Annotated in this window: 12 protein-coding genes; 11 read left to right on the forward strand and 1 reads right to left on the reverse strand. The window is 72.3% G+C overall.

Features of this window, described 5'->3' with window-relative positions; genetic code table 11:
* Positions 1-31 precede the first annotated feature (31 nt).
* The gene (locus AB0M29_RS04070) at positions 32-1,549 is read right to left on the reverse strand and encodes a carbohydrate-binding protein (protein WP_365378480.1); all 1,518 of its coding nucleotides are present in this window, start codon (positions 1,547-1,549) and stop codon (positions 32-34) included.
* Positions 1,550-1,756: 207 nt separating this feature from the next.
* On the opposite strand from AB0M29_RS04070, the gene AB0M29_RS04075 reads away from it, so the two are divergent.
* The 11 genes from AB0M29_RS04075 to AB0M29_RS04125 all read left to right on the forward strand — a co-directional run bounded on the left by AB0M29_RS04075 (position 1,757) and on the right by AB0M29_RS04125 (position 16,302).
* A complete protein-coding gene (locus AB0M29_RS04075; RefSeq protein WP_365378482.1) occupies positions 1,757-3,073 on the forward strand; it encodes a PP2C family protein-serine/threonine phosphatase in 1,317 nt (438 codons plus the stop codon).
* A 327-nt stretch (positions 3,074-3,400) separates the two neighbouring features.
* Positions 3,401-3,754 (forward strand): hypothetical protein, encoded by a 354-nt coding sequence (locus AB0M29_RS04080; RefSeq protein ID WP_365378485.1) that lies wholly within the window; start codon positions 3,401-3,403, stop codon positions 3,752-3,754.
* A complete protein-coding gene (pstC, locus tag AB0M29_RS04085; RefSeq protein WP_365378488.1) occupies positions 3,751-4,782 on the forward strand; it encodes a phosphate ABC transporter permease subunit PstC in 1,032 nt (343 codons plus the stop codon). Before AB0M29_RS04080 ends, pstC begins: the two co-directional genes overlap by 4 nt.
* Before the next feature lies 1 nt (position 4,783).
* A complete protein-coding gene (gene pstA / locus AB0M29_RS04090; protein ID WP_365378490.1) occupies positions 4,784-6,016 on the forward strand; it encodes a phosphate ABC transporter permease PstA in 1,233 nt (410 codons plus the stop codon).
* Positions 6,017-6,051: 35 nt separating this feature from the next.
* Entirely contained in the window at positions 6,052-7,794 is a 1,743-nt protein-coding gene (locus AB0M29_RS04095; RefSeq protein ID WP_365378493.1) for a substrate-binding domain-containing protein, read from the forward strand.
* Positions 7,791-10,364 (forward strand): hypothetical protein, encoded by a 2,574-nt coding sequence (locus AB0M29_RS04100; RefSeq protein WP_365378496.1) that lies wholly within the window; start codon positions 7,791-7,793, stop codon positions 10,362-10,364. Before AB0M29_RS04095 ends, AB0M29_RS04100 begins: the two co-directional genes overlap by 4 nt.
* Positions 10,365-10,466: 102 nt before the next feature.
* Positions 10,467-11,465, forward strand: coding sequence for a hypothetical protein (locus AB0M29_RS04105; protein WP_365378498.1), 999 nt, complete (start codon positions 10,467-10,469; stop codon positions 11,463-11,465).
* Positions 11,466-11,538: 73 nt separating this feature from the next.
* Positions 11,539-13,113 carry an Ig-like domain-containing protein gene (locus tag AB0M29_RS04110; protein WP_365378500.1) on the forward strand — a complete coding sequence of 525 codons (1,575 nt, stop codon included), beginning with the start codon at positions 11,539-11,541 and terminating at the stop codon, positions 13,111-13,113.
* A 26-nt stretch (positions 13,114-13,139) separates the two neighbouring features.
* Positions 13,140-13,274, forward strand: coding sequence for a hypothetical protein (locus AB0M29_RS04115; protein WP_365378503.1), 135 nt, complete (start codon positions 13,140-13,142; stop codon positions 13,272-13,274).
* Between the two features lie 24 nt (positions 13,275-13,298).
* Entirely contained in the window at positions 13,299-15,209 is a 1,911-nt protein-coding gene (locus AB0M29_RS04120) for a DUF916 domain-containing protein (protein WP_365378505.1), read from the forward strand.
* Positions 15,210-15,348: 139 nt separating this feature from the next.
* A complete protein-coding gene (locus tag AB0M29_RS04125; RefSeq protein ID WP_365378508.1) occupies positions 15,349-16,302 on the forward strand; it encodes an LPXTG cell wall anchor domain-containing protein in 954 nt (317 codons plus the stop codon).
* Position 16,303: the final 1 nt, after the last annotated feature.

Here is a 16,303-nt window from a genome sequence, read left to right on the forward strand (position 1 = left end):
CGGTGTGTGGGGGGACCGCCCGCTGAGCCCGTCAGTTGGCGGGGAAGGTGAACCAGTGCAGGCTGGCGTACGGCTGGCCGGTGACGCCCGAACTGAACTCCAGATACACGGTGTGGGTGCCGGTGGTACGGGCGATGTTGGCGGGGACGGTGCGCCAGCTGTCCCAGCCGCCCGTGTTGGCCAGGGCGAAGGAGCCGATGGGTGCGTTGGCCGGGTTGTCGAGCACCACGTTCACCAGGCCGCTGACTCCGCCCGCCGCCCCGGAGGCCACCCTCGCCTGGAACTGCGAGGAGCCCCCGGAACCGAAGTTGACGTTGTCGTAGCGGAGGGTGGCGCCGCTGGCGAGCCGGGAGACCTGGTTGCCGTCGGTGCCCGCGGGCGCCGGGTCGGTGGTGGTCGTGACGGTCGCCGAGCCCAGCGTCGCGCTCGCGTAGCAGTCGGCGGCGAAGGCCGAGGTCGCCGCACCCGGGCAGGCCGCGCCCCCACCCGTACCGCCGCCCGTGCTGCCCCCGGTGGTCGTGCCACCCGTCGTACCGCCGGTGGTCGTGCCCCCGGTGGTCGTGCCGCCGGTCGTCGTACCGCCCGTCGACGTGCCGCCGGTCGTGCCGCCCGAACCGCTCTTCTGGTAGACCGCGAACCAGTCGACGCTCATCGAGGCGCCCGAACTGGTCGCCGCCGAGGGGGAGGTGCAGCCGCAGACCTTGTTGGGGTAGGAGCCGCCGATGGCCAGGTCGAAGATGGCGAAGAAGCCGTGGTCGACGGCGGCCTGCCAGGTCGCGGTGGACACCTGGTTCTCGTTGACCGTGTAGGTGAGCGTGCCGTCGAGGAAGAAGCGGAGCTGCTCGGCGGCGGGGTTCGTGCGGTCGATGATCGCGGAGTACGTGTGGTAACCCGTCTGGCAGCCGCCGCACGCCTGGAGGCCGCTGCTGATGCCGTCCGGGTCATGGCACTCGCCCGCCCACACCCCGCAGTGGAAGGTCGTGGAGTGCTGGCTGAGCGCGTTGACGTCCTCCATGATGTCGAACTCGCCGATGCTCGGCCAGTTCGTGGCGCCGACCGGACGGGCGTCCGCGCCCAGCGCCCAGAAGGCGGGCCAGTAGCCGAGGCCGCTCGCCGGGTTGGGCTGCAGGACGGACGCGCTGAATTCCACCTCGCCGCCCGCCGGGGCGGCGAAGTCGGTGCGCTGGGTCTCCACCCGGCCCGAGGTCCAGGCCCCGGAGCCGTCCTTGAGCGCCTTGATGACCATGTGCCCGGCGCCGTCCTGGTAGACGTTGGCGGTGGAGGCGGTGGCGGTCTCGACCTCGCCGGTGCCCCACTGCGCCGCGCCGCCGCCGTAGCCGGTGCCGGTGTCGTAGAGCCAGTTGGCGCCGTTGAGGCCGGAGCCCGCCGCGCCGTTGAAGTCGTCGCTGAAGAGGGTGGTCCAGCCGCTGGGCGGCGCGGGCACCGCGAGCGGCGCCGCGCTCGCCGCGCCCGAGGCGGCGGTCAGGCCCAGCAGGCCGCCGAGCGGTATGAGCGCGCAGGCCAGCAGCGCGATGAGTCTCCGGTGCATGGGTGAGGAACCTCCTGGCGTGGGGGAAGTGCTCGTGAAGCGCTCCGGGCAGACGACAGGAGATGAACATGATGAGCCCATGAACGCTTGAAGCACTCAGAGGATTGAATGAATGGTGACGGATATCGGCCATGTCCCGTGCGCTTCGCAGTGTGTTCCCCGGCTGGGGGAGCGTCAAGGCGCCTACAATGTTCACTTCTTGAACGTTTGTCAGATAGACGAGAAGACCGGTGGGCGGCGGAGTTGAGCCAGGGCGGTGAGGGAGCGGCGGGCGGCGGCGACCGCGACCCGTCGCGGGAGCCGTTCGGTCTGGTGGAGGAGGCCGTCGAGGCGATCGGCACGACGCTCGACGAGCGGACCACCTGCGCCGAACTGGCCGGCTTCCTGCGCCGGTACGTGTGCGACGCGGTGGCGGTGGACCTGCTGGACGAGGACGTCCCCGCCGCGCACCACGCGCACGAACTGCCGCTGGCGCGGGTGGCCCGCGCGGGCGCCGAGGACCTGCTGGAGGACTCGCTCTCGGACGGCGCCCCGTCGCTGTCCGTACAGGCGCTGGACGAGGGCCATCCGATCACCACCTCGCTCGGCGTCTCGGGCGGAGTCTCGCGCAGCGCGATGTCGATGCCGCTGCTCGCCCACGGCCGGCTCTACGGAGTGGTCCTCGGGGTCCGCACCGGCGCCCCCTTCGCCGGCCGCTCCACCGCGACCATGCACTACGCGGTCCGGCTGGCGGCCGTCCACCTCGGCCACGCCCGCCGCCACACCGCCGTGCACAGCACCGCGCTCAACCTCCAGCGCGCGCTGCTGGCCGAGCCCGGCCGGCCGCACCCGAACCTCGACATCGCCACCCGCTATCTGCCCACGGGCGGCGGCGCCCTGGTGGGCGGCGACTGGTTCGAGACCGTACGGCTGCACTACGGCCGCACCCTGCTGGTCATGGGCGACGTGATGGGCCACGGCCTGGACGCCGCCGTGGACATGAACGCCTACCGCTCGATGCTCCGCTACGTCGCCTCCACGGATCTGCCGCCGCACCGGGTGCTGCGCCAGCTCGACGCGTCCGTGGCCGAGGACGGCGGCCGGCGCCCCGCCACCTGCCTGCTGGCCAGGGTCGATCCGGCGCGGGGTGTGGCGGCCCTGGTCAGCGCCGGGCATCTGCCGCCGGTGGTGTTCGACCGTGACGGCACCGGGCATCTGCTGGCGCTGCCCGTCGGACCGCCGCTGGGCACCGGCTTCGGCGGCTACGAGCTGACCACCCGCGGGCTGACCGCGGACGAGACGCTGGTGATGTTCACCGACGGCCTGGTGGAGCGGCGCAGCGAGGACATCGACGAGTCGCTGGCGCGGCTGGCCGGGATGACGGTCCCGCCCGGCGCCGGGGTGCAGGACCTGCTCGACGAGGTGCTGCTCCGGCTCGACGCGGAGCGCGCCGAGGACGACGTGGCGGTGCTCGCCGCCCGCATCAGACAACGCCCCGGCTACCAGCCGAGCCCCCTCGACGCGGGGCCCCCGAGCGCCCCGTAGACCCCACGCGCACCCCTGCTTGTGCGGCTGTCACCGGGCGGCGAGATCACGATTACCTGGCGTGTGGCCCTCCCCTGCCGTTCATTTGCTCTCCGTTCGGCCTTCGCCTTGCTGTGAGCCCAGCAACCTCGCAACCCGCGACTGTCAGTTGCGCTTACGGACGCTTTTCGGCCGGTAGCGAGCTAACGCCTGAGTGGAGGGGGGATGGGCCCTATGGTCCGGTCGCGGTTTTTGTATGTATCCAGCGGAGACCTTGACAGGCACATGCGAAGACCCGACCGGGGGGTACGGGCGGGGGTTCAATCGGCGGGGCGACCGGGGGACGCCATGGCGGAGCGCGTGGGGGACGCGGCGCTGTGGCGGGTCGGATGGCGGCTGATCGGCGCGAACAACCGCGAACTGGGGCGCAGCGCCGCCGTGTTCGAGAGCTTCGACCTCTGCAGGGCAGCGGTGCTGCGCCTTCGCGAGGGCGCTGACCAGGCACGGGTGCTGTTCGCCATGTCGGACCCGTCGGGGAAGTGGACCTGGCGGCTGGAACTCGGGGGACAGCAGGCCGCGATGTCGGGACGTACGTACCAGCGCCAGCGCGAGGCGCAGCACAACCTCAGCCTCTTCCTCACCGCCGTGCCGCTCGCGCAGCTCATCGGTGAGATGCCGCCGGGCCTGGCGGTGTCCTCATGACCACGACCCTGATCGAGTCCGGCCGTTCCGGCGGCCCGGGATCCGAACCCGAGGACAGCCCGCGCACCCTGCACGGCGCCGGGGAGGCCTCCGACCGCGTCTTCCGCGGGGTGGCCCGCGGCAGCGGCGGCCTGGTGCTCGGCATCATGCTGCTGGTCGGGGTGTTCCTGGGCTACCGCGCCTGGAAGGCGCTGTCGGTGGCCAAGTGGTCCTTCCTGACCACCGCCGCGTGGGAGCCGGACTCCAAGCACTTCGGCATCGCCGCGGTGCTCACCGGCACGGTGCTGATCGGCCTGGTGGCCATCGTCATCGCGCTGCCGCTGGCGCTGGGCACCGCTCTGTACATCTCGGAGTACGCGCCGCGCCGGATCAAGCGCACCCTGGTCAGCCTGGTGGACCTGATGGCCGCCGTGCCCAGCGTCGTCTACGGCCTGTGGGGCGCCTTCTTCCTGCAGGGCCATGTGACCGGCACGTCCCGCTGGATCTCCCAGTACTTCGGGTGGATCCCGCTGTTCAAGGTGGACGGCGTCGATCCGCACGACCCGCTGGCGACCGCCACCGTCTACACCTCGTCGACCTTCATCGCGGGCATCGTCGTGGCGCTGATGGTGACGCCGATCGCCACCTCGGTGATGCGGGAGACGTTCACCCAGGCGCCCGGCGGCGAGCGCGAGGGCGCGTTCGCGCTCGGCGCCACCAAGTGGGGCATGATCCGTACCGTCGTGCTCCCCTTCGGGGTCGGCGGCATCATCGGCGGCACCATGCTGGGCCTCGGCCGGGCGCTCGGCGAGACCATCGCCGTCTACATGATCATCTCGCCGGTCTTCGCCATCCAGCCGCATCTGCTGCAGAACGGCGCCAACTCGGTGTCCGCGCTGATCGCGCTGCGCTACGGCTCGGCGAGCAGCTTCGGGACCTCGGCCCTGATGGCCGCCGGACTCGCCCTGTTCACCATGACGCTCGTCGTCAACTTCATCGCCTCCTCGATCGTGGCGCGCAGCCGCTCGGGCGCCGGGGCGGAGGCCTGACATGACCGATCTCCTCAAGAAGGCCGACCTCCCCGGGACGGAAGCCCTCCCGGCGGCTCCCGAGTACAACGGCCCCGAGACGCGCCGCAGCACCGCCGCGTGGCACACCGGCGACCTGCTGTCGGTCGCCGGCGCCGCGGTGGCGGCGATCGCCCTGACCTGGCTGCTCTTCGGCTGGATCGCGCCCTTCAACTCGCCCGTCGGCTTCGTCGTCGTCGCCTATCTGCTCTTCCTGGGCGTGTACGCGGTGCTCGTCTCCTTCGACGAGAACGCCGTGGCCGTACGGGACCGGGTGGTGGCGGTGCTGTGGCAGAGCCTGGCCACCCTGCTGCTGGTGGTGCTGGCCTTCGTCATCGGCTACACCCTGTGGCGCGGCCACAGGGCGCTGGTGCACCTGAACTTCTTCACCCACGACCTGTCGACCACGGGCCCGCTGCAGCCGCTCACGCAGGGCGGTGTGCTGCACGCCATCGTCGGCACCCTGGAGCAGATCACCATCGCGCTGGCGGTCACCGTCCCGCTCGGGCTGGCCTGCGCGGTGTTCCTCAACGAGGTGCCCGGCGGCTACGCGCGCCTGGTGCGGACCGTGGTCGAGGCGATGACGGCGCTGCCGTCCATCGTGGCGGGCCTGTTCATCTACGCCACGGTGATCCTCATCCTCGGCTACGACAAGTGCGGCTTCGCCGCCGGCCTCGCGCTCAGCCTCATGATGCTGCCGATCATCATCCGGGCCGCCGACGTGGTGATCCGGCTGGTGCCCGGATCGCTCCGCGAGGCGTCGTACGCCCTCGGCGCCAGCCAGTGGCGCACCGTGCTGACCGTGGTGCTGCCCACCGCGCGCTCCGGGCTGACCACCGCGGTGATCCTCGGCACCGCCCGCGGCATCGGCGAGACCTCCCCGGTACTGCTCACCGCAGGATACAGCGCCGACCTCAACAAGTCGCCGCTGAGCGGCCCGCAGACCTCGCTGCCGCTGGCCACCTTCAACATGGTGGCGTCCCCGCAGCCGAACATGATCGCCCGGGGCTTCGGCGCCGCGGCCCTGCTGATGGCCCTGGTGCTGCTGCTGTTCGTCATCGCGCGCATCATCGGCGGCCGCGGCCCCGGCGAGTTGAGCCGCCGCCAGCAGCGCCGCCGCACCCAGGCATCCCTGCGCGACGCGGCACGGATGCGCGGCGCCGGGGAACGGCCGCTCCCGCCTGCCGGGGCGCGCCCCGCGAGCACCCACCCGTAAGCGAACCGACCCGCACCGACCAGGAGCAGCCCGCCATGCCCGGAGCACGTCCGGCACGTCCAGCACGCCCCCGTCCGCGACTTCTGACCGCCCTCGCCATGCTGGCGGCCCTGCTGTGCGTCGCCCTGCCCGGGGCGAGCGGCGCGGCGGCCGCGACGTACGTCCCGATCTCGGGCGCCGGTTCCACCTGGAGCCAGAACGCGCTGGACCAGTGGCGGGCCAACGTCAAGCAGTACGGCATGACCATCAACTACAACGGCACCGGGTCCTCCGACGGCCGCAACCAGTTCCGCAACGGCACGGTGGACTACGCGGTCTCCGAGATCCCGTACGGCATCAAGGACTCGGGGGTCGTCGACCCGCCGCCGTCCCGCAAGTACGCCTACATGCCGATCGTGGCGGGCGGCACCTCGTTCATGTACAACCTCACGATCGGCGGCCGCCGGGTCACCAACCTGCGGCTGTCGGGAGACACGCTCACCAAGATCTTCACCGGCGTCATCAAGACCTGGAACGACCCGGCGATCAAGGCGGACAACCCGGCGCTGGCCGCGGCGCTGCCCGCCCGCCGGGTGGTGCCGGTGGTGCGCTCCGACGGCTCGGGCACCACCGCCCAGTTCACCGCCTGGATGGCCGACCAGCACGGCCCGATGTGGGACGCGTACTGCGCGAAGGCGGGCCGCAGCACCCCGTGCGGCACCACCTCGAACTTCCCGCTCGTACCGGGCAGCGGCTTCGTCGCCCAGTCCGGTTCCAACGGCGTCTCCGGCTATGTCGCCCAGGGCGGCAACGTCGGCACGATCACGTACGTCGAGTACTCCTACGCCGTCTACACCACCGGCTTCCCGGTCGCCAAGATCCTCAACAAGGCGGGGTACTACACCGAACCGACCGCCAACAACGTCGCGGTGGCGCTGACCAAGGCGCGGATCAACACGGACGCCTCCTCGCCGATGTACCTCACCCAGATCCTCAAGGACGTCTACGAGTACCAGGACCCGCGGACGTACCCGCTCTCCAGCTACAGCTACATGATCATCCCGACCGCGCTGGAGTCGAACTTCAACACCCAGAAGGGCAAGACCCTCGGGGCCTTCGCCTACTACTTCCTGTGCCAGGGCCAGCAGCACGTGGACGACCTGGGCTACTCGCCGCTGCCGATCAACCTGGTGCAGGCCGGGCTCGACCAGATCCGCCGGGTGCCGGGCGTCAGCGTGGAGAACACCGACATCAAGGGCTGCCACAACCCGACCTTCTCCAGCGACGGCTCCAACACCCTGGCCAAGACCGCCCCTTACCCGTCGCCGTGCGACAAGCAGGGCGTCTCGCAGTGCTCCACCGGCACCGGCGGCAACAAGAACCCGACGGTGGTGGGCGGTTCCGGCGGCGGCGGTGGCACGTCCGGCGGTTCCGGCGGCGGCAGCGCGGGCACGACCGGCGGCTCCGGCAACGGCGGTTCGAGCGGTTCCGGCGGCGGTACGGGCGGCGGCAGCGGCGGCACGACGGCGGGCAAGACCACCGGCGGCGCCTCCGGCACCACCACCGCCGGGTCCTCCTCGGCCGTGGACCCCGACACCGGGCAGGCCGTCACCAACGGCGGCAGCACCTCCGGCGGTGACGGCGGCGGTGACGGCGCCTTCCCCGTGCCGGTCACCACCGCGAGCAGCATCGGCAGCGGCACCCAGCACGCGCTCATGGTGCTGGCCGGAATCCTGCTGGTGGTCGTGACCCTCGGTCCGCCGCTGCTCACCCAGCGGCTGAAGCGGCGCAAGCCGTGAGGCGCCTGGCACCGGCCCGGCGCCGGCCCCTCGCCCTGCTGTCCGCGCTGGCCGTGCTGGTCACCGCGCTCGCCCTCGCCGTCGGCACGGACCCGCGGCCCGCGGCCGCCGACAGCCCGACCGGCGGCACCCCGGTGACCGCATCCGGCCACGACGCCTTCAGCAAGCTGAAGGTGACGGTCAGTCAGACCCAGCACCTGGTCAACCAGGTCGTGAAGGTCTCCTGGAAGGGCGGCGACCCCACCGACTCCGACACCACCTATGCGTCGAACTACCTGCAGATCATGCAGTGCTGGGGCGACGCGGCCAGCGGCCCCGACCCGGACCAGTGCCAGTTCGGCGGCTCGTCCGCGCTCGGCGCCGGAACCGGCAGCCAGGCGGCGGGCTCGTACACCAACACCCGGCAGCTCACCTACGCCGGACTGACCGACCCGGCGCAGAAGATGCCGCCGCCGACCCCGAGCGGCATCAGCTACGTGCCGTTCCACTCGGTGACCGGCGACATCATCACCAAGGGCAACTGGAACGAGTTCTACGACGTGAGCACCTCCAACGAGGTGCCCTACGCCAGGACCGGCTCCAACGGCACCGGTCAGGTGTACTTCGAGGTCCAGACCGCGCTGGAGGCGCCCGGGCTGGGCTGCGGCGAGGTGCCCACGGGGCGCAACGGCGCCCCGGGCAGGTCCTGCTGGCTGGTCGTGGTGCCCCGCGGCACCACCGAGGTCGACGGCGACTCGTATCTGAACCAGCCCAACGGGCTGCTGCGGTCCTCGCCGCTGAGCGCGACCAACTGGAAGCAGCGCATCGTGGTGCCGCTGCGCTTCGAGCCCATCGGCAACTACTGCCCGATCGGCGCCGACGAGCGCAGCACCCTGGGCGACGAGATCGTGGCCGAGGCGGTGCTGCGCTGGCAGCCCGCGCTGTGCCAGACCGGGAAGAAGACGATCTACGGCTACGCCGAGGTCACCGACGACACCGCCCGCGCCAAGCTGGCCTCCAAGACACCGGGCATGGTCTTCCTCAACCGGCCGCCCACACCCGACCAGTTGCCACCGGACCGCAAGCCGGTCTACGCGCCGGTCACCCTCTCCGGGCTCACCTTCGGCTTCTTCGTCGAGAGCCAGGCGGGCTTCGGCGCCCCGCCGGCCGTCAAGGCCCGCAACGGCACCCGGCTCACCAGTCTCAACCTCACCCCGCGGCTGGTCGCCAAGCTGCTCACCGAGTCGTACCAGGACGGCAACTCGCGCTTCGCGCCCGGCACCGCGAAGAACCCGTTCAACCTGGCCCGCGACCCCGAGTTCCGCAAGTACAACCCGGACTACGCCGACCTGGACTTCGGCGGCGCCCTCGGTGACGCGATCGTGCCCGAGGCGCTGTCGGACTCCGCCTGGCGGCTGTGGGACTGGATCGACAAGGACCCGGCCGCACGGGAGTTCCTGAACGGGGTCGCGGACAACGCCGGCAGGTACGGCGACCACTCCTTCTCCGGGATGACCGTCAACCCGTCGTACAAGGGCATCAAGCTGCCGGTCAGCGACTACCCGAAGAGCGACCCGTTCTGCCAGCAGTTCGCCGACCACCCCGACAACCCGCTGTGCGTCCAGGACAAGCACCCGTACGCCTCCGACATGCACACCGGCGCCCGCGCGGTGGCCCGCGGCGACACCCTGGCCCGTACTACCTGGGACAACACCACCATCCCGCCCGCGTACAAGAAGAACCCGCCGCAGACCGCGGGCCAGCGGGCCGTGCTCGCGGTGACCGACACCGCGACCGCCAGCCGCTACGGCCTGGTGACGGCGAAGCTGCAGAACGCGTCGGGCCACTTCGTCGCCCCCACCACCGCGAGCCTGCTCGCCGGACAGGCGGCGATGAAGCCCGGCGGCGTCGGCGGCACGCTGAACACCGACCCCCGGGCCTTGGGCGCGGGCGTCTACCCGCTCACCCTGCTCACCTACGCCGCGACCGTCCCCGAGCAGCTCGGCAAGGCCGAGGGCCAGGACTTCGCCACCCTGCTGCGCTATGTGGCGGGCACCGGGCAGCAGCCCGGCGTGGCCGCGGGCACCCTGCCCGACGGGTACGCGCCGCTGCCCGCGAACCTGCGGCAGCAGACCCGCGACGTGGCGACCGCGATCGCGAACCGGGCGGGCGCCCCGGCGTCGTCCGGCAGCGGCACCAGCGGCGGGAGCACCTCGGGCGGCGGTTCCTCCGGCGGCTCCGGCTCGTCCGGCGGCGGTTCGGGCTCCTCCGGCGGCGGCAACGGCGGCACGGGCACCGCGGGCGGACCGTCGTCGCAGAGCGCGACGCCCACGCCGTCGGCGAGCCCCACCGGCAAGCCGTCCTCGGCGCCGGCCGGGCAGACGCCCGTGGCCGCGAACCGGCCGCTGCCGCTCACGCCCGCCTGGGCGCTCGGCGCGCTGCGCTACGTCCTCCTGATCGTCCTCGTCACCGGCCTCGTCGCGGCCGCGGGCGGTCCGCTGCTGCCCCGTGTGGCGCCGCGGCTGTCGCTCGCGCTGCGCGCCCGGTTCGACCGGGGAACGCCGACGCCACCAGACGACGGAAAGGGGTGATACCCGACTCCAGCACATCGACAGGTCCGGTCCAACGAACTGTCTGACCAATGTCCTTGCCGGGCATCACCCGGCTTCAGCGTATCCGAAAGGTAAATGTCAGTGAACACCAGAAAGATCGTCGCGGCGGCCATCGGCGTCGCGGGTCTCCTCACCGGGACCGTCTGCGGCAGCGTCGCCTCCGCCGACCCCTCCGGTACGCCGACCTACCGGCAGCTCTCGGGTGTCGGTTCCGACACCACGCAGGGCGTCATGAACGGCCTGTCCAACGTCGTGACGATCAACGGCGTGAAGGTGATCGGCTCCTACGACGCCGTCGGCTCGGCCAACATCACCACCAAGGACCCCGCCACCACCCCGGGTTGCACCATCGCCCGGCCGAACGGTTCGGGCGCCGGCCGTACCGCGCTGTCCAACTCGCTCGCGGCCGCCAACAACTGCCTGGACTTCTCCCGGTCCTCCAGCCTGAACCTGTCGGCGGCGACCCCGGGTCTGACCTACGTGCCGTTCGCCGTGGACGCGGTCAGCTACGCGATCACGCCCACCAGCGCCGTGCCGCGCAAGCTCGCCCTGACCGACCTCAAGGCGATCTACCACTGCGACCCCAACTACGTGGGCACCGCCCCGAACTTCGGGCTCACCGTGTACCTGCCGCAGGCGGGTTCCGGCACGCGCTCGTTCTGGGAGTCCACCATGGGCATCACCGACGCCGACGTGGTCGCGGGCGTGTACCCCTGCATCAAGGACACCAAGAACGGCGCCCCGGTCGAGGAGCACGACGGCCGCGTCCTGGACGACAACTCCATCGCGCCGTTCTCCATCGCGCAGTACATCGCGCAGAGCTCGCAGACCATCGCCGACCTGCGCGGCCGCGCGATCCTCGGCACCGTCGACGGTGTGTCGCCCACCACGCTGAACAGCAACTTCGGTGTGAAGCGCGACGTCTACAACGTCATCCCGACCAGCAAGATCGCGACCGCGCCGTGGAGCACCGTCTTCGCCGGCAGCAACTCGCTGATCTGCCAGCAGTCGAACCTGATCAACACCTACGGCTTCGCGACCAACGCGCACTGCGGCGACACCAGCCAGCAGACCCCGTGACGCACGTGCTCATCCCCCCATGTCACCTCGCTTTCGTCACTTTCGAATTCCTTCCCAGAGGGAGAGCACGACAGTGTTGAAGAACAGATTCTCGCGGGTCCTGGCAGGCAGCCTCGCGGGCCTGGTGGGCGCCGCCACGATCGGCCTCGTGACGGCCGAGTCGGCGAGTGCCGCCAACATCGGCACCGCCGTGGTCACCCCGGCCACCGGTTCCGACACCTCCAGCATGTCGCTCAGCACGTCGGACGCGTGCCCGGCGAACGCCACCAACGTCATCGTGTCGGTGACCGGTTCCGGCTTCCCGGCCGCGGGCCAGAACGTGGTCGGCAACTCGCCGATCTCCACCTACGGCACCACGGCCAACGGCGGCCTGATCATCCCGCTGTCGTCGACCATGCGCGACTACGCCAACACGGCCGGCTTCTCGACCCTGACGGGCAAGTACACGTTCGTCGTCACCTGCCGGACCGCGTTCAACGGCGCCAGCCTCGGTGACTTCCCCGCGTCGGTGTGGTTCACCTCCAACACCGCGTACCAGAACACCGACCCGAGCGTGAAGACCGACACCACCACGACGCTCGCGGTCTCCCCGGCCAGCCCCGTCACCGCGGGCTCGCCGGTCACGCTGACCGCGACCGTGGCGCCGGCCGGCACCGCGGGCCAGGTCCAGTTCAAGGACAACGGCGTCGCGCTGGGCAACCCGGTGGCGGTCTCCAACGACACCGCCGCGCTCACCACCAGCAACCTGACCGCCGGGAACCACTCGCTGACCGTGGAGTTCGCGCCCAGCGGCACCTCCTTCAACGCGTCGGCCTCCTCGGCCGTGCCGTTCGTGGTGAACACCGCGCCGGCCACGCCCACCACCACCGCGCTGGCCGTCTCCCCGGCCGGTACGGCGGCGCAGTTCAGCCCGGTGCAGTTCACCGCCACGGTCGCGCCGTCCGCGGCCGCCGGTTCGGTGAAGTTCCAGGACACCGTGGCCGGTACCACCACCACGCTGGCCACGGTCCCGGTCTCCGCCGGTACCGCGACGTACTCCACCAGCAGCCTCGGCACCGGTGCCCACTCGTTCTCCGCGACCTTCGTGCCCGCGAACCCGGCGGCGTACCTGGGCTCGGACTCGGCGGCGATCGCCTACACCATCGGCGCCTTCACCGGTGTCACCGCGTCCGAGGACATCACCACCACCGTCAACGCCGGTGCGCTGGTCATCTCCGTGGACAACCCGCACGTGACGCTGCCCTCCCCGGTCCTCAACGCCAACGGCGACCTGCTGACCACCGCGGGCAAGATCAACCCCGTCACCCTCACCGACACCCGCGCCGGTAACCCGGGCTGGTCCGTCAGCGGCCAGGTCTCGGACTTCACCGACGGCGGCACCCACGCCATCAACGGCCAGAACCTCGGCTGGACCCCGAACGTCGTGGACAAGTCCGTGGCGCAGACCGTGACGGCCGGCTCCTCGGTCGCCGCGGCCAACGGTGTCGCCCCGGGCGACCCGGGCACCGCGGGTCTGAAGTCCTCCCGCTCGCTGGCCACCGGCACCGGCCTGGGCACCGCCCACTTCGGCGCCGACCTGGCCCTCAACGTGCCGACCTCGACCGTCGCCGGCACCTACACCGCGACCCTCACCCTGACGGCCATCTGACCGGGTGAACCAGGGGGTGGCGGTGTGTGGCCACCACCCCCAGGGCCGGGACGGGCGCGCCGCCCGTCCCGGCCCGCTCCCCGCACGACCTGCACTGCCCGCACCACCTGCACGACCCGCACGACCCGCACTGCCCGTACGACCCGGCACCGCCGCCCTGACCGCGCCCGATCGGACGTCCTGACATGATCACGAGAACAGCACGCCGTCTCGCCGCCGTCCTGGCGGCCTGCCTCCTCACCGTCCTCCCGGCCGCCGGGGCCGCCTCGGCCGCACCCGCGCTCCCGTCCGGTCAGGCACTCCACGACACCGGGCCGAGCGGGCGCTCCACCTTCGGCGTCCAGCCCTCGTCGGCCAAGAAGCCGGACACCCGGCCGAACTTCTCCTACGGGGTGACGCCCGGCGCCGCGGTCAGCGACCACATCGCGGTCTGGAACTACAGCGCCAAGCCGCTCACCCTGCACGTCTACGCCGCCGACGCCATCAACACCACGGAGGGCGGCTTCGACCTCCTCGCGGGCGGGCGCAAGTCCACCGACGCGGGCTCCTGGGTGACCCTGGGCACCAGCCAGGTGACCGTGCCCAGCCGCTCGCGCGTCATCGTCGCCTTCACCCTCAAGGTCCCGGCGAAGGCCACCGCGGGCGACCACGTCGGCGGCATCGTCGCCTCGCTGTCCGGGGTGCGCACCGACGCCAAGGGCGACAAGGTCAAGGTCGACCAGCGCGTCGGCGCCCGGGTCTATCTGCGGGTGGCCGGGCAGCTGACCCCCAGGCTCGCCGTCGAGAACGTGCACACCTCGTACCACGGCACCGCGAACCCCTTCGGCTCCGGCTCCGCGACCGTGACGTACACCCTGCACAACACCGGCAACGTACGGCTGGCCGCCCATCAGGCGGTCCGGATCCGCGACCTGTTCGGCGGCTCCGCGCGCGTCACGCAGCCCCGTGACATCCCCGAACTGCTGCCCGGCAGCAAGCTGACCGTGACCGCCGCCGCCACCGGGGTCCGGCCCTCGGTGCGCGACACCGCCACCGTCACCGCCGACCCGTCGCCGGTGCGCGGCGACGTGCGGCAGACCGTGCTCCCGCGCGCCACCGCCTCGGCCGGCTTCTGGGCCGTGCCCTGGACGCTGCTGGCGCTGCTGCTGCTCCTGCTCGCGGCCGTCACCGTCCTGGTCGTCCGGTTCGTGCGCCGCCGCCGCGGCGGAGCGGGCCGCGACACCGCGGGCCGCACCGCGCCCGGTTCGCGCAAGCCGCGCAGCCCCCGGGCCGCCGCGCCCACCACGATGGCGCTGGCCGCGGCCGTGCTCTGGGTGGCCGCGCCGCACGCCTCCGCCGCGTCCGCGGGCCAGCTCACCGTGACGCCCGGCCACGGCAGCGTCACCCAGTCGATCACCCTGACGGCCGCGGCGCCCTGCCCGCCCGCGACGACGAACGTCATCGCCCGGGTGGCCGGCGCCGGCTTCCCGCACGGCGGCCAGATCGTGGTCGGCAACTCGCCGCTCGCCACGTACCCGAAGACCACCGGCGGCGGACTGTCGATCCCGCTCACGTACACCATGCGGGACTACGCGAGCACGGCCGGATTCACCACCCTGCGCGGCACCTACACCTTCACCGTCACCTGCCTGAAGGGCGCGTTCGACCGGACCAGCCTGCGGGACTTCACCGGCAGCCTGCGCTTCGCGTCCGCCGGTGCCTACCGGGACGGCACGAAGGCCGCGGGCGCCGACCCGGCCGCGACCAAGGGCGCGGACCCCAACTCGGACCCGAACGCGATGCCCGCCGCGCCCGGCGCCTCGAACCCCGCGGGGCAGCCCAGCACCACGGGCGGCACCGGCGGCACCGGCGGTTCCGGTACGCCCGCCGCACCCGGCGCGGTGCCGTCCCCGGCCCCCGGGGCCACCGGGACGGCCACCCCGGGGACGGCCGGCCGCGTCATCGACACGGCGGACGGGCCGCACCACGCGAACTCCCCGCTCGTCGCCTGGTCGGTGGCCGGCTTCGCCGTCGCCTTCCTGGTGCTCGCCGGCGGGGCCGCCCAATGGGTGCGGGGCCGCAGGGCGCGCGTCGCCAGGACGGCGGCCGACGACTGACCGCGGGCCGCGCGCCGCCGACCGGCCCGCGCGGTCCCCGGAGGACCCCCACCCGGATCCCCTTCGGATCCCCACCCGGAATCCACGCACCACACCACGCACGCGGTCACCCAGGCCGCGTCAGGAGGAGAGACCCATCGTGTTGAGCACTCGCTTGTCCCGCCCGGCCGCGGCCGGCCTCGGATCGATCGTGCTGGCCTGCGGAGTGGCGGCCGGCGTCATGGCCGCGTCCACCGCGCACGCCGACGTCCTGGGCGCCATGGCCGTGTCCCCGGCGACCGGCACGGACACCAGTGGCGTGACCCTGACGACGGCCGGGGCGTGCCCGTCCGACGCGACCAACATCATCGTGTCGGTGACCGGCTCCGGCTTCCCCGCCGCGGGCCAGAACGTGGTCAGCAACTCGCCGATCAGCACCTACCAGTCGACGCCCTCCGGCGGCATCGCCGTCCCGCTGACCCAGACCATGCGGGACTACGCCAACACCGCGGGCTTCTCGACCCTCAAGGGCCGGTACGACTTCACGCTGACCTGCCGCGCCGCGTTCGGCTCCTCGACCTTCGGCGACTTCACCGCCTCGATGTGGTTCACGTCCAACACGACGTACCAGAACACCGACCCGAGCCTGCCGACCGGCACCCCGACGGACACGACCTCGCCGTCCGGCACCCCGACGGACACCACGTCGCCGTCCGGTACGCCGACCGACACCACGTCGCCGTCGGGCACGCCGACGGACACCACGTCGCCGTCCGGTACGCCGACGGACACCACGTCCCCCTCGGGCACGCCGACCGACACCACCTCGCCGACGGACACCCCGACCGACACCGCGACCCCGACCGACTCGGCCACCGCCACGCCGACCGACACCGCCTCCACCGGCGGCTCGACCAGCGGCGGTTCGTCCGACGGCGGCTCCTCGCAGGGCGTGTCCACCACCGTGGGCGGCAACGGCTCGCTGGCCCACACCGGTACCGACGTGGCCGTGATCGGCTCCGCCGCGGGGATCCTGCTGCTGGTCGGCGGCGCCGCCGTCTGGCAGACCCGCCGCCGCCGCGAGCAGGCCGCCGAGCTCACCCTCAACGACTGAC

The sequence above is a fragment of the Streptomyces sp. NPDC051976 genome (assembly GCF_040680795.1).
Taxonomy (GTDB): domain Bacteria; phylum Actinomycetota; class Actinomycetes; order Streptomycetales; family Streptomycetaceae; genus Actinacidiphila.